We start from the raw sequence: 13,897 nt of genomic DNA, 5'->3' as shown, positions 1-13,897 counted from the left end.
GGCTGGTGTGCGGGCAAGGTCGCGCGCCGTCGAAGCGGCAGAAACTCGCCGTAGACAGGGGCAAGCGCTGCTCGGGTAGCTCCCCGGGCGGCGTCTCACCCTGCCAGCTTGACATATTTCAACGTATTAGTTCTGTCCGTTCGGGAATCGACCTCTTCGACCGACATCACGCAGGTCCTACAGGCCTAGCCGAGTGGCCAACTCGGCCCCTCCAACTTCCCGAATGTAAGCAGGATCCCCGCACACCACGAGCTGGTCCCGTGCGCGAGATAGCCCGACGTAGAGACGCTCCCGCGAACGATCCCGCCCGCCGGACTCGTTGACAGCGAGCACTACGGCTCTCCGTTCCAAGCCCTTGAATCCCAAGACGTGCCCGTAGAACACCTGATCACCGTCCCAGAAGCTGCTCCAGTATGCAGTTTGGCCTTCTGACTGGCGTGAGACCTGCTCAGGATGACGGGTGCCGGTAGTCAGAAGGGCGACGTCCTCCTCGCGCCACCCGGCCTCTAGCAACAGGTCGACTCGATCGTCTGCCTGATCGAGGGCGGCGTCAGCCGAACACGCCACCATAGTGACCGCTGGACCGTCTCCGCCCATCAACCGCATGCGCTGTCCTACGAGCGGTCCGAAAACGGTTGCGATCTGCTTGGTGTTCCTGATGTTCTGGTCCAGAACGATCGGGACGAGATCCAATGGCGGTGTTCCGTGCCGGTCGAACACCCGCTGCGCCTCATCGCTGAAAAGATAGATCGAACCGCCCTCCGCACTCCGGAGGGACTCGACGACCGGGCTCCACCACGCGTCGGCGAAATCCTGTGCCTCGTCCACCACTATGGCATCGAACCTGTGGCCCGGCTCGAGCCCTATGGCCAATTCGGCCATCTGGGCCGGCAGATCCTCCTCCCAGAACCGAACGCTCTCTGCGGTCCGCACGGATTCGTCCGGCCCCGTCGCGGCACCCCACTGCACGCCTAATGCATGGAACTCGCCGACGTACGCTGGTCGCTCTTTCCGCGGCCAGCTCTCTGTCAACCGCTTCAGATAGGAGGCCAGGCCGTGCGAGTAGCAGAGGAGGGCGACTCGCTGGCCATCCTTCTGCAGACGTCGTGTCTGCTCGAGCGCGAGGAACGTCTTGCCGCTACCCGCGCCGCCCCGAATTTCGACTCGTTTGAGCAACCGCGTCGCCTGCAGGATGATCGATTGCTGAGCAGTCAGCGTCTCGGCTACGTCCTCGTTGGCCAGCGCCCTGGCTAGCACGTCCTTCTGGGGAAGCCCGCGACCGCCAAGCACCATCTTCAATTGCGCACCGGATCGGGGATCGAGTTCGCCATTCGACTTGTGCCGCAGAATCGCGGATAAATACTGCCCGAGCTTGTGAAGGCCCGTTCGGTCGATCACACTCCACCGAGGGCAATCGGGGAGTGCAAAGTCCGCGTCCAGTTCGGTGTTCGGAAGCACCACGACATGCGCCCATGGGAATCCCTTGCCGAGTGTCCACCTCGGATCGTTTTCCACGTAGGTGCGCAGTGCGTACTTGGCCTCTCGCACCTGCGTCACTGGATCTATCGGGTGATCGCTCCCCTGCCGCGTCTGAATCCACGTCGATCCATCGTGCGAGACCTGCCCACCCTTGACTTCCAGGCAAACGACGCCGAGACCGTCGAGATGTACAACGAAGTCGATCTCGTAGTCCTTCCGATGATCGGTCACTCGTTGGTTTGCCACAATGATGTCGTCGTCACCGAGCTGGGCGCACAGTGCATCGTAGACCGTCCTCTCGGCGCCGTTGACAAGGGAAGATATGGCGGCTGGGATTTGTGGCATCAACTGAGGGTGCCATCTCCGCGCGGTGGAGAGGGCGCAATACTGATCGTGTGTTGCTCACGATCTGCTGATGTTGCTCGCAACCCAGGCCCACTGCGGGATTTGGTACAGCTATCGTCGCGCAACAGCAGCTTGGGATTCTGTTGGTTCACTACAGTCAACAACACCACGCTCATACCCCCGCAAAAGCCTTTGCATCTCATCGATGTGTTCTGGTCGAGCACATCTGCGCACCTATCTTCAAAGCGTCCTGCTGGCGTCAAGCAACACGAACTTCCACCTGTACAGCGGCTACTGCTGCTCGATGGACTGACGCACCGCCTGATTCGTCCACTTACAACGAGCTCGCCTGGCCTTTACTCATCTCCAGCACTGTGACTGTTCCCGGCCGCGGCCATCCGAAAGCGCCCCGAGCGACTCTCCGACCTTGGTGAAAATCTTCCTGGGACTCGAAGTACCCCATCTTCCTTCGGCCGCAGACCGATCGTGGTCACCTTGATCTGAGCGGGTCTCGCCACAGTCTTACCGTCACCCCCGCTCTGCATCAGTGGAGATATCGAAGTCGCCGCGAGTGCAGTCGACCTTCCGCGTGGAGCGTTCCGGTTTCGTCCCAGGGCCCGGCCAGGGCCGGGCCGGGCCGGGCCGAGCCCGAGCGGTCGTGTGACGCGGCGACTGGCTAGGGGATGGAACGATTACGACGACTCATGCGAAAGTGGGCTGTGTGCATGCGGACTCGGAAACGTGCTTCCCCTAAGGACACGGATGACCGATCACACGATGCAAACCGTATATGCCGACGGGTTACAGCAAGTCATGTACTTTGCGGTCCGAGCTGCGGTGCCGGCAGGCACGTCGTACCGGAGGGAAGCCACCAGATAATCGCCGGAATGAACTGCGAAATCTATGATCGACTCATTTGTCTTCGCGGCTAGCCTTCAGGTCCAGTATGCCGGCTCCCTCCGTCGAGGAGCTCCTGCGACCACTAGCCATACAAATGCTGCTCTGTTTCGACGGTTGAGACTTTCACGGTGACGGCGCGTGCTCCCCTGGGACGTCCGCGAAATACATGGATTCTTCTTGAAGACGACCGGCGGATCGTCGACGTCCTCGAGTGGACGGCCGGCGCAACGGAAGTAAAACGAAACAAAAAAAGTCAGGATTCATGTCCATGGTCACAACATCGGACCTACCGGTGCGCTGTTAATGATTGAGCAGCCAAGCGGTGATCACCAAGGGGGTTCGCGGTGGGGGTGGCGCTGCCGGACTGCACGCCGAGGTCAGCTGCAATCAGCGCAGCAATCTGTTTCAGTTGGGCGTCCAGCACTTCACTCTCGGCCGATAGGTCGATCGAGTGCCTGTGCACTGTTACGCCCGAATTATTCAAAGTGTAGCTAGAGGAGGATTCGCTTCCCACGTATATGAGATGAGCAACCGTTGATTTGGCGGCGATGCAATAGCTTTGCATTTGATACACGTCAGACATCGGCGGTTGGCCACGGCCAAGACCTTTATACTTCGCATCTACAAAAACACCGATATCTGACGTTGATAGATACAAATCAGCCCGTGGCTTGAACTGACGTTCCTCATCCAATACGAAACTGTACTGACAACTCACCGATACTTGCTTTGGATCGAAGTAGCCGCGTAACCATTCTACAACGAAATCCTCGAATATCATCCACATATCGATTACAAAACCAGAGGCCGCAGCACCCCCTGACCTAAGCGCAAATGACTCTGACTTCAGGATCAATTCGGCCAAATGCAGCGACCTGCGGTAGTGCTGGTTCAGTTTAGTAACACGCCAGATCTCGCCCGGCTGCGCAGAGCGCACACCACTCGATTCCAATCGTCCAACGAGAGCGCGGCACATCAATCGGTCCGGGGCCGATAAGGTTGGTATTCGCAAACACTTCTCCGCAGCAGCAAGCAGAATCCGATTCTCCGTTACATTCGCAATGAAATCGTCATACTCAATCTCCATTGGAATTGGCACGCCCATGTGCCGCTGAACTTGACGCGAGATCGACAAGCGCCCCCTTAGTACCTGAGATGTGTCCTCCGACGGCACATAGCCACGCACAATCTGCTGCAGTGAGCGAGTCGCTTCCATCAGGAATGAGTGGCCTATCGCACTTGTCAGATCGGGCGCCTCTTCAAAATTCAACCCAGCCCGCCTCCAGGCCACCTTCGCCTGTCCGAAGTCCATCAACCAGAATAATCGTGACACTGCGACCTTGGGATGGATCAGAACCTGAATTCCTGAACATGATAAGGCACCTACCTTATTGCTAGCAGGTCTTAGCTCGTAAGTCCCGACTTCGAGGGTCAATCCGATCGCCACGTACTCCATAGACCGAACAGCAGCCAATTCTGCTTGCTCGAGACGGTGATGCGAATTCTGCCCTTCTGTGAGGTTGATCGTCCGCATCGGTCAGGTCCCATCCGGTTCAGCTATCGACGCGATGGATTCGTACATTTCCGTTCGCGAAATGCCGGCGTCAGTGAGAATGTTGTCTAACGAGAACTCGAGCTGAACCTCGATCGTGGAAGCTCCATGTCGGTAGTCCGCTACGAGAGGGATGATCGAGGTGTCCCACATCTGGTCCAAACCGCCCGGCCTGTAGAGCGAATCGCGCATGAAATAAGACGGTCCAAGCTTATAGTCCTCCTCCTCAATCCGCTTATTTAGCGCATCGTGTATGTCGGCAATCTTGCCCGGCAAACCCCGTTTGGACAACCAGGTGCGGAGAGAATCTGAGACGGGATATTCACCGGGCCTCAAAGCAAGGAAGGCGAACCGGCGCCTCATAGCAGCATCAACAGCGGCAACAGACCTGTCCACTGAGTTCATCGTCCCGATAATGATCACGTTCCGTGGAAGCGAGAACGGAGCTAAATCATTGGTCCCGTACATCAGGTCAATCGACCTGTCACGATACTCGAGCAGAAAGTAGAGCTCACCAAAAATCTTAGATAGATTTCCCCGATTGACCTCGTCGATCAGAAGTACGAAGTTCTCGCTCGGGGCATTGCGCGCAGCGTCGGAAATCCGCCGGAGCGGGCCTGCCCGCAGCTCGAACTGCAGTTGTCCACCCTCCGCACCAGTGGGACGAAATCCTTCGAAAAAGTCCTCGTATGAATACGACGGATGGAATTGCACCATGCGAATGTTATCGCGCCTGGCCAGATGCGAAGCCAGATGCGAAGCGACAAACGTCTTACCTGTACCAGGGGGGCCATACAAGATGAGTTGCGGACGGTCCCGGAGAGAGTCGACTGCCGACTGCAACCATTTTATTGGCAAGTTGGTCGCATCTGCCAGACCCTCGTCGGCATCAGGAAATCTGCCGGGCGGGTCTTCTTTGGTTATCACCACATGAGTCGGCGTCGGCAAGGGCGTACCGCCGCGCGCTTCTGCGAATGCCCCGCTGAGGATCTCGATCAAACGGTGAGCGGTGGCCTCGTCAACTTGAATCGACTGGCTGCTCTTCGGGTCCGCCTGCCGATTCTTGGAACCGAAGGTAGACAGGTGGACGAGCGGCGTTCCATCAGAATCCTCGATTAGTTTCCACTCGCAAACCACGCCGTTCTCAACCTTGTGTGGGGCGATTCGTTCTTGACTGCTGGGCTGGAGCTCCAGGATGCGTGCCATCTGTCAATCGTATGCGTACGCGCAAGTTGAGTGACAACATGTCCCTCCACCTTTGAGCGCCCGATGCACGCCCTTTCGGGTCGCGACTCGCGTATCAACAGCAGCCCCCACGAGCGAACCCGGTGCCTCGCCGAAATAGCACGCAGACCGTCGAAGACCGAGTCTCAAGGGTCACCCCGTCTGATGACCGGATGTATCCGGGTTGGTCACGCCCTTCGTCGGTCGACTCCATGAGAGGCAAAAGCCACATAGCTGCCGGGGTGTCTGAGGCCGAGTTGATGTTAATCGTCATAGCGCAGCTGTGCGGCCTGAAGGTGTGCGCGCTGCGCTGCTGCGCCGATTCGGACTTGCTATCGGCCGTAGAGGTCGACCCGATCAGACCGCCAGCATTACGGGCACACTAACTGGTCGATCCGAGCGGCGGATTGCCCGACGGAGCGGGCCGGTGTTGGCGTCCGCGATCGAACAGATTGTCACCGCCACCACCGACGATCCGAACATCGCAATCCCCGGCGGCGTACGTATCGAAGCGGGGCCCGGAGCCTCGACACTGACCGCCAGCGACCGCTACCGCCTGTCGACACGCACCCTCGTCAGCCATATCGACGGTGCAGCGGCCTGGGCCGCGACAGAGAACGCGACGACCTACGACATGCTTCGCCACACACGCCGCACCTCGCCGGCGAGCGTGGATGTCAGGTACCAATCGTGGCAGCGGCCCATTTGTTCAAGGAGTTCGCCCTATTGTCGGACTCCCGTGCGATGGTGCCGTGAAGCGAAAGGAGTTGAGTATGTCTGAGCAATCTGACGTCGAAGCACTGGTGGTTGCATGCCGGGAACAGCTGGGTCCGCAGTCCGGATGGTTCCGACCCGATGGATACCGGAACAGTCTTGCGTTGTGCATCATCGATTCAATCCAGTCGACCGGATCTCACTACACGAGTGTGCGCAACGTCGTGAACCGGTACCGAGAGCTTCGCGGCGGGGCCGCCGCGACCGACGGCACAGCTGATCTGCTCGCATCCTTCCATCAGTTCGGGGGGACGCGCGCATGGGCCGCAGCCGTCGGCAACCTCAAGCCGGCATCCACTAAGCAGGGCGCGTCACTGAAGGCGGCGGTCATGCACGACATTGCAGAGAAGCTCCACCACGCGGGCATTCGCACGGCCTCACAGTTCAGGGAGCACGGCGAGTTGAGGGACGACAATGAGGATGACCGAAGCACGCTGAAGCAACTGTGGACGTCGGCGGAGGCCCAGCGGTCGGGAATCACGTTCGAGTACGCGCTCATCCTTGCGGGGCTCCCCGGGGTCAAGTCTGACCGTATGGTCATGCGTTACGTCGCTAGCGCGACCCGCCGCGGTGACCTCACTCCCACTAGTTGCGCTGTACTAGTCCGCGATGCGGCAGGCCACCTCGGCGTCGATGCCGCCGTACTAGACCATACTATTTGGCGGACGGCATCCGGCCGTGCCGACAGCTGAGACCTGAACCCGACAACGGTGCTGATATGCCTATCCCGCTGATCGCCGCCGCCAGCACGTCACTCCTCCAGGTCGAGTGATGCGACGCCCTCTTCTCCACCACGCTTGATCTGAGCGACTTTCGCTCTGATCTGGTCTTTGGCGGTCTCACTCATCTGAACCTTGATGAAGTCGTTCAGCAGTGCGGGATCCGTTACTACTCGCGAGGGACGCTGCTTGACACGCCACGTCGCCGTGTTGCGGGGATCACCGAAGGTGACAACGCCGATCCCGCTTTCGCCGACAACGGAACACACTTCGAACACTTGATTCTCGGTCGCAACTTCCAGATGCGGTGGGATGTAGAAGAACACCCACGCGCGCGTTGACGCTCGTCGATGTGCGAGCGCCTCGTAGACCGCGGCGATGTCCACCGATACGAACGATTTAACCTCGACACTCGACACATCCATTGACAGGTGTGGGACGTAGTCGAAAGACTCGAGTCCAACTGACACGAGGTCCGGCCGAGTCCACCGACCCCCGGTCACCCGGCCGCCCTGCATAGCAGTGTTGTCGACGACAATAGGAACATGGCCCAGCGTCTGTTTCCAATCCTTCAACGGGACATCACACAGGGGTCCGTAGAGGAGGGATTCCTTGACCGTCGCTGACGGGACCGCCTTACCGTCATCGGTCAAGCTGAGCGAACCGCGTCCGCCTGCAACAGTGACCGCCAACTTTTTGGCTATGAGGTTCTTCCGGGATACCTCGTACCGATTGTCACTGAACTTGCAGCGCTGCTGTAACGTTTTATGACCGACAGCTTCGCCGGCCTTGTGTAGCTGGTCGAGGATCTCATTGTCGTCCACGGTAATCTGCGGAACCCTTACCATCGCGAACCCGTCCCCATTCGTTGACGGCCATCGGTTCTCGATGGCGTCTTGTGACCAGCGTAGTTGCTTGGCCCACGGCCGCTGGATCTCCTGCGAATACCAAATCTGCTTATGATCGCGTCAGGTCAAGGCAAGCCCACCTGGAATCCACTCTCTGCAGGTTGACAACCAACCTGTCGTACAGGGACACCAGCTGTCCACACAATGCAACTAGTGCCCACTCGCTTTGCGGACCAAGGCATCATCGCGGACGCACCTCCAACCGAAGGATTGCAGAGCCTTCACGATGGCGACCTCATCGCCCACGTCGAAGTGCAAGAACTCGCCGTCATGAATGGTGTCCTCGACCTTCCCGTATTGCTCACGAACCGATTGCGGTACGTCGCGGAGCATCTCTCGGGCGGGCCAGGCCGGCCAATCACCGTCGGCGTGTCCGGGAACAGTGTCCAGGTCGTACACTTCGCCGTCCGCAGGAAGATCAGTTTCGCCATCGGCGAAGCGCTCGACCACATCGGTCCAGCTTTTGGCGCTGAGGCTGTTCCTCGCGTCCCCCCATGTTGCAAATTCCGAATGCAGCAGTGCCAGCTGCTCGGCAGCGTCAGACTTGATGAAAATCAATTCGCCGGCGACATCGCCGTAAACGTACTCATTCATCTCGCCAGCCTTCCACAGCTCGGAATGTCAACGACGTCGAATGGGCGTCTTGCCAGCTTGGCCGGGGAAGGCTCACCGCCCCGCCCGCCGCCGATCACCGTCAGAAAACCCGTCCACCTGCTGCATTCCGTGCGCCCGCTTACGATCCTGGTAGTCCACCACCGCCGAGAACGCTGCGCTCACACCCACCGACGAGGCGTCGTAGGTCAAAGACTTGTCCGCCTTGAAGCCCATCTGCGAACCCGTATCCACCGCGTCCATGTTCGCGCCCAGGAACACGAAGTCCCACCCGTACTGCGATTCCTGCTGCTCGATCAGCTGGCGAACTGCCTGGTTCGACCACTCCCGACTCGAATTCTCCTGTCCGTCGGTCATCACCAGCACAGTGACCGATCCGGGCCGTTCTTCCTCGGGTAGGGCCGCAAGCGACGAGCCGATCTCGGTGACGAACTTCCCCACCGCGTCGTACAACGCCGTCATCCCTCGGGGTACCAAGTACAGCGGAGGTACCTGGTCGATCGGTATCGACTCGTAGACCATCGCGTACTGATCATCGAACTGCGCCAGCGTCACGACGGTTGTGCCGTCGTGACCACGCTCGGCGTCGATGAAGGTGTCGAATCCTCCGCGGGTGTCGCCGGCGATGGACGACATCGAACCGGAACGGTCGAGTAGAGCGGCAACGAGGGACAAAGAGGGATCTGGCATGGAAACTCCTGACGTGGGGACGGATAGGTGAACTGAAGATCAGGCGACGGTGACGGTGACGCCGCCGGAGAACAAGGAGTCGTGTAGCTCGATCTCCGACGGTGCGGTGCCCGCCGGCACGTCGTAGACGAGTGTCGCCACGAGCGAGTTGCCCGGATTGATTTGCGAGAAGCCCAGATTCGGGTCATTGGTCACCGTCGCGAGCGTGTCGGTCGAGTACTCGCGCCCCTGCCCGTCGAGCAATTTCTGCGACGACGTGTCGAACAGCTGCTGCTCGTTTCCGATGTTGGCGACATTCAGGGTGACCAGCACGTACTCGCCCTGCGGCGTCTGCGACGTGTACTGATCCCCCACACTGGCGACGCCACGCTCGACGTTCTGCACGGTGAACTCGAACTTGCCGTCCCTCACCGCAGCACCGATTCCCGGTGGCGACTCTTCGGCCGGCGCACTGCTGCCCTCCGATGCGGCCTGCGACGAGGACGGGGTGCCACTGGTGGACGAGTCCTGTCCCCCGCTCGCCAGATTGACGCCGACCGCAATGACGACGACCGCACCGATCGCCGTGAGGATCTTGTGCCGCAGAAACCAGTTCTTCTTGGTCGGCGGCTGCTGTGGCTGCGCGTACGGGTTCTGGGGAGGCTGAGTCATGGCGAGTCCTTTCGGTGGTGCCGGCACCGGTCGGTGCGTCCCACCAAGAACACCGCAGTGACCCCGTCGGGCACCTCGTCGATTCGGCCGGTCTCACTCCTCCTTTCGGTCGGCATTAGCGACCGAAGAACGGAGGCTCATGTCGGACCATGGCCGTACCGTCTTCTCTGTGACCACTACTGCAGCTACGGTTCGGCGTCGCGCCTGGACCGTCGGCGCAGTGACGATCAGCGTGTTCTGCACCTTCATGGCTGCCGGTCTCGCGGGCACATCGGGAACACCGGTGTGGAACGTGGCGCTGGGCGTCGTCCTCAATATGGCCGCCGCGATTGCGTTGATCTGGCGACACGACAAACCGTGGATCGTCCTCGCCATGGCTATCGTCGGTCCACTCTTCTTCGCTACCGACGCAACGGCCGCGCTGATAGCCCTCTATGCGGTGGGCGTCTTCGCTCGAGGTAGCACTCTCGCCGGTGCTGCCGTCGCGGTCTACCTGGCCTGCGCGATATCCCTCGTGTACGACGCAGGGCGCCGCCGCGACTATTCGGTCCTGACCATCGGAATCAGACATGTCGAGGGCACTCCCCCGCCGACGTGGTCGCTCCCATGGTGGCTGCCCTGGCTCGTCGCGGCCGTCCTCGTCGCCGTCGTTCTGGGGCTCTCGCAGCTTCGCCGTACGAAGTCCGATCTCGTGGTGGCCGTGCAGTCCCGCGATCAGGCGACCGCGCAGTCGCAGCGCCTGCACGAGGACATGCTGATACAGCAGGAACGCTCCCGCATCGCACGCAACATGCACGACACCCTGGCAGCCGGTCTCAGTCGAATATCGCTACTGGCAGGCGGTTTACAGGTCGGGAGCAATCACGGACCGGAGAAGATCTCCAACACGTCGGCCCTGATTCGTTCCACGGCTCACGAGTCCCTGGATGAGCTCAAACGCATCATCGGCGTTCTCCGCGGGTCCGACACCGGCGGCGAGGATGCTGGTCGGCGCAGCATCGCGGGAATCGGGGACCTCGTCGACGCAGCGCGTTCTGCCGGGTGTCGGGTGACGCTGGTCCAGGACATTCATCCCGGTGTGGTCGGCGATCTGACCAGTCATACCGCGTACCGCATCGTGCAGGAAGCTCTGACCAACAGTCAGAAGCATGCCCCGAGTTCCCCCCTTCACATCACGGTGAGTGGGGCGGACACAGACGGCATCAGCCTGACTGTGCGCAACCACATGTCGACGACAGCGCAACCTGGCCCGGGTTCGCGAACCGGGTTGGCCGGCCTCGCCGAGCAAGCTCACAATGCCGGCGGGTGGGTGCGGTGGACAGCCACGGGAGGCGAGTTCATCGTGACGGCCTGGCTCCCCTGGTACTCCTGACGCGTCAGTCCTTCACCAATCCGCCGTCTACGACCAGGTTCTGACCCGTCACCGCTCTCGACCACGGCGATGCGAAGAACAGCACAGCATCCGCGAACTCGGCCGGCGTCGTCACCCGGCGCAGCGGGGTGCTCTCGGCGATCATGTCGAACACCGCAGGTGGGGTCGCGGAGCTGGCATCCGTGGTCCGCAGCAGACCACCGGACACCATGTTGACGGTGATGCCGTCAGGTCCGAGGTCAGCCGAGAAGGTCCTCGTCAGCGCCAACAAGGCAGCCTTCGCCGCCGTGTAGTCGTGATACGGAACGACGGGGTTCTGCACGAGGTTGGTGCCGATCGTGATGATCCGCCCGAATCCCGCCTCACGCATGCCCGGCACAGCTGCCTGCGTCGTGTGCAGAGCGCCTGCAATGCTGCCGCGGAACTGCGAGTCGAACGCCGACCACTCGATCTCGTCGGCCTTGGCACGGTCGTCGCCGTTGAACGAGAAGTCGATCAAAGCGTTGTTGACGACGGTGGTGACGGTCGACCCGAAATGTTCACGTCCCCTGTCGAACAGCGCGTCGACCTGGTGTCGGTCCGTGACATCGGCCTGCACCGCGACAACTCGGTCAGGACCGAACTCGGATGCCAGAGCATCGGCTGCGGCTGCACTGCGGTGGTAGTTGACCACGACACGCGAATCCTGCTGCAGGAACGCTCGCGTGATCGCAGCACCCAGTCCGCGAGCACCGCCCGTCACGAGCACGATCTGTTCGGCCAGCGGCACTGTGCGCATCTCGACATCCCTTCGCCAGCATGACCTGGTCAGGTTCGACGGGTGTGTTCTCAGCCGGTTCGGTTCGGCACCCCGTGTCCGACTCCATAGAACACCTATCCGCTGTGGCGTGTCGGCGCGACCCGATACGGTCGACCCATCATGGACTCCGATGCGGTCATCACCGTTCTCGTCGTGGACGACGACGCATTCGTTCGTCGCGGCGTGGCGGACATCTTCGCCGCCACCACGGACATCGTGGTAGTTGCGTCGGTCTCGGACGGTGACGAGGTACCCGCCGCAGTCACCGCTCATCGGCCCGACGTCGTCCTGATGGATCTGAAGATGCGCCGAGTGGACGGACTCGACGCCACCCGAGCATTGATGGCATCGGCACATCCACCGAAGGTCGTCGCGATGACGGCGATGGACGTGGACGATCTGGTGGTCCAGGCCATCGAGGCCGGCGCCCACAGCTTCCTCAGCAAGTCGGAGGCACCGGAGACGTTTCACCAGTCGATTCGCGCCGTCGCTGCCGGCAACACTCTGTTCTCCGAAGAGTCACTCCGGCGGATCGTCGCGTCTACTCGTGCACCGCGGCCTACAACAATGCTGGATGCGCTTACCGAACGAGAGCGAGAAGTGCTGTCGGTCATGGCCACCGGTGCGTCGAATCCAGATATCGCACGGCGCCTGTTCATGTCGGAGACGACGGTCAAGTCGCACCTCTCTGCGGTGAACCACAAGCTCCAGGTGTCCAACCGAGTCGAAGCGGCGTTGGCGGCATTCCGCGCTGGGTTGATCGAGTAGCGAGCACACGCGGACGAGTCAGCTGCTGCACCCTCCCGTTCACGCCTGTTCGAGCACTGCCTCGGCGATGTAGTCGAGATGGGAGTCCATGGATCCGAACAGCATCTCGACGCTCTTCGCGCGTCGGAAATAGTGATGCAGGACGTGCTCCCACGTGAATCCGATACCACCGTGAACCTGTATGGATTCCTCTGCGGCGAACGACGCCGCTCGCGATGCCAACACCCGTGCGATGGACACGGCCGTGAACATCGAGGCCTCGTCGCGGTCCACCGCCGCGTTCGCTGCGTCCAGAACAGCCGCTTCAGCCAACTCGACGGCAATGGAAATATCGACGAGCCGATGCTTGATTGCCTGAAAAGAACCGATCGGCCGGCCGAACTGCTTTCTGGTCTTGGCATAGACGACGGACATGTCCAGACAGGCGCGAGCGCTGCCCACCTGTTCAGCTGCCAGTACGGTCCACATCGCGGCCGTGGCTCGGTCGACCGCCCCGGTTCCCTCCACGGGAACCCACTCGGTCGGGCGAACACCGTCGAACGTCACGGACGCCATAGGTCTCGTCAGATCCAACGTCGTCATCGCCGTCCGCTCGACACCGTTGTCGGTCGCATCGACTGTCGCCACGAGGCGACCCTTGTCGGACGTCGCAATGACCAGCACGGTGTCAGCGTCCATCCCGCCCATGACGAAATGAGTGTGCCCGCTGAGCACCACGCCTTCGTCATCGTCCGACCAGACGACGCCTTCACGTGCACTCTGGTTTCCAGCCACCGCTACACGTGTGGATCCCGTCGCCAGTCGGGCGAGCGTAATGCCCATCTGGTCGTCGGGTGCGGGGGCCAGTTCGGACAGGAGCAATCCGGCCAGGACTGCAGACGCGAAGAACGGGCCGGGATCGAGTGCCCTACCCAGTTCGAGAGCGACCGCGCACAGGTCTTTGAGCGTTCCTCCTGCGCCGCCGTACTGTTCCGGAACACCGATCTCGGTGCAACCCATCGTCGTCAGTGCACTCCAGGAGTCGCCGTCGGCCGCATCGGACAGCGCGCGCCGAACCGCATCCATGATGTCGCGTTGCTCGACGGTCCATTCCATGGTCATGTC

The 13,897-nt window shown here is 60.9% G+C and carries 12 protein-coding genes and 1 riboswitch; of the genes, 3 read left to right on the top strand and 9 right to left on the bottom strand.

Annotated features, from left to right (window positions below):
- Window positions 1-177 precede the first annotated feature (177 nt).
- The 3 genes from HQ312_RS14740 to HQ312_RS14730 form a co-directional block, all read right to left on the bottom strand.
- Complete coding sequence (locus HQ312_RS14740) at window positions 178-1,824, bottom strand: ATP-binding domain-containing protein (RefSeq protein ID WP_222639053.1); 1,647 nt, start codon at window positions 1,822-1,824, stop codon at window positions 178-180.
- A 1,186-nt stretch (window positions 1,825-3,010) separates the two neighbouring features.
- Entirely contained in the window at window positions 3,011-4,258 is a 1,248-nt protein-coding gene (locus HQ312_RS14735) for an McrC family protein (protein ID WP_222639052.1), read from the bottom strand.
- Between the two features lie 3 nt (window positions 4,259-4,261).
- Window positions 4,262-5,482, bottom strand: a complete 1,221-nt coding sequence (locus tag HQ312_RS14730) for an McrB family protein (RefSeq protein ID WP_222639051.1) — start codon at window positions 5,480-5,482, stop codon at window positions 4,262-4,264.
- 791 nt (window positions 5,483-6,273) lie between these two features.
- On the opposite strand from HQ312_RS14730, the gene HQ312_RS14725 reads away from it, so the two are divergent.
- Window positions 6,274-6,966, top strand: coding sequence for a hypothetical protein (locus HQ312_RS14725; RefSeq protein ID WP_222639050.1), 693 nt, complete (start codon window positions 6,274-6,276; stop codon window positions 6,964-6,966).
- Between the two features lie 59 nt (window positions 6,967-7,025).
- Here HQ312_RS14725 and HQ312_RS14720 read toward each other — a convergent pair whose 3' ends face one another.
- The 4 genes from HQ312_RS14720 to HQ312_RS14705 all read right to left on the bottom strand — a co-directional run bounded on the left by HQ312_RS14720 (window position 7,026) and on the right by HQ312_RS14705 (window position 9,854).
- Window positions 7,026-7,817, bottom strand: a complete 792-nt coding sequence (locus tag HQ312_RS14720; protein WP_222639049.1) for a hypothetical protein — start codon at window positions 7,815-7,817, stop codon at window positions 7,026-7,028.
- Between the two features lie 234 nt (window positions 7,818-8,051).
- Complete coding sequence (locus HQ312_RS14715; RefSeq protein ID WP_222639048.1) at window positions 8,052-8,495, bottom strand: hypothetical protein; 444 nt, start codon at window positions 8,493-8,495, stop codon at window positions 8,052-8,054.
- 72 nt (window positions 8,496-8,567) lie between these two features.
- A complete protein-coding gene (locus HQ312_RS14710; protein ID WP_222639047.1) occupies window positions 8,568-9,203 on the bottom strand; it encodes a VWA domain-containing protein in 636 nt (211 codons plus the stop codon).
- A gap of 39 nt (window positions 9,204-9,242) precedes the next feature.
- Window positions 9,243-9,854 carry a DUF4352 domain-containing protein gene (locus HQ312_RS14705; protein ID WP_222639046.1) on the bottom strand — a complete coding sequence of 204 codons (612 nt, stop codon included), beginning with the start codon at window positions 9,852-9,854 and terminating at the stop codon, window positions 9,243-9,245.
- Between the two features lie 220 nt (window positions 9,855-10,074).
- Here HQ312_RS14705 and HQ312_RS14700 point away from each other — a divergent pair, with 220 nt between their 5' ends.
- Window positions 10,075-11,226: a histidine kinase gene (locus HQ312_RS14700; RefSeq protein WP_308123895.1), complete on the top strand. Its 1,152-nt coding sequence runs from the start codon at window positions 10,075-10,077 to the stop codon at window positions 11,224-11,226.
- A gap of 4 nt (window positions 11,227-11,230) precedes the next feature.
- Here the strand turns inward: HQ312_RS14700 and HQ312_RS14695 are convergent, their stop codons facing one another.
- Entirely contained in the window at window positions 11,231-12,004 is a 774-nt protein-coding gene (locus tag HQ312_RS14695; protein WP_222639044.1) for a 3-oxoacyl-ACP reductase, read from the bottom strand.
- A riboswitch (TPP riboswitch) is annotated at window positions 11,995-12,089 on the bottom strand. (Overlaps the previous gene by 10 nt.)
- 56 nt (window positions 12,090-12,145) lie before the next feature.
- On the opposite strand from HQ312_RS14695, the gene HQ312_RS14690 reads away from it, so the two are divergent.
- Window positions 12,146-12,793, top strand: coding sequence for a response regulator transcription factor (locus tag HQ312_RS14690; protein ID WP_222639043.1), 648 nt, complete (start codon window positions 12,146-12,148; stop codon window positions 12,791-12,793).
- Window positions 12,794-12,832: 39 nt separating this feature from the next.
- Here the strand turns inward: HQ312_RS14690 and HQ312_RS14685 are convergent, their stop codons facing one another.
- A complete protein-coding gene (locus HQ312_RS14685; RefSeq protein WP_222639042.1) occupies window positions 12,833-13,894 on the bottom strand; it encodes an acyl-CoA dehydrogenase family protein in 1,062 nt (353 codons plus the stop codon).
- Between the last annotated feature and the right edge of the window lie 3 nt (window positions 13,895-13,897).

Source organism: Rhodococcus sp. BP-316 (genome assembly GCF_019836105.1).
Classification (GTDB): domain Bacteria; phylum Actinomycetota; class Actinomycetes; order Mycobacteriales; family Mycobacteriaceae; genus Rhodococcoides.
The sequence above is the reverse complement of the archived record's forward strand: the minus strand, read 5'-3'. Positions and strand labels throughout refer to the sequence as shown.

Excerpts from the sequence above, each read along its gene's own strand:
- HQ312_RS14705 (WP_222639046.1), bottom strand. The coding sequence starts at position 9,854 with ATGACTCAGCCTCCCCAGAACCCGTACGCGCAGCCACAGCAGCCGCCG.
- HQ312_RS14725 (WP_222639050.1), top strand. The coding sequence starts at position 6,274 with ATGTCTGAGCAATCTGACGTCGAAGCACTGGTGGTTGCATGCCGGGAA.
- HQ312_RS14690 (WP_222639043.1), top strand. The coding sequence starts at position 12,146 with ATGGACTCCGATGCGGTCATCACCGTTCTCGTCGTGGACGACGACGCA.
- HQ312_RS14710 (WP_222639047.1), bottom strand. The coding sequence starts at position 9,203 with ATGCCAGATCCCTCTTTGTCCCTCGTTGCCGCTCTACTCGACCGTTCC.
- HQ312_RS14685 (WP_222639042.1), bottom strand. The coding sequence starts at position 13,894 with ATGACCATGGAATGGACCGTCGAGCAACGCGACATCATGGATGCGGTT.
- HQ312_RS14715 (WP_222639048.1), bottom strand. The coding sequence starts at position 8,495 with ATGAATGAGTACGTTTACGGCGATGTCGCCGGCGAATTGATTTTCATC.
- HQ312_RS14695 (WP_222639044.1), bottom strand. The coding sequence starts at position 12,004 with ATGCGCACAGTGCCGCTGGCCGAACAGATCGTGCTCGTGACGGGCGGT.
- HQ312_RS14740 (WP_222639053.1), bottom strand. The coding sequence starts at position 1,824 with ATGCCACAAATCCCAGCCGCCATATCTTCCCTTGTCAACGGCGCCGAG.
- HQ312_RS14735 (WP_222639052.1), bottom strand. The coding sequence starts at position 4,258 with ATGCGGACGATCAACCTCACAGAAGGGCAGAATTCGCATCACCGTCTC.
- HQ312_RS14730 (WP_222639051.1), bottom strand. The coding sequence starts at position 5,482 with ATGGCACGCATCCTGGAGCTCCAGCCCAGCAGTCAAGAACGAATCGCC.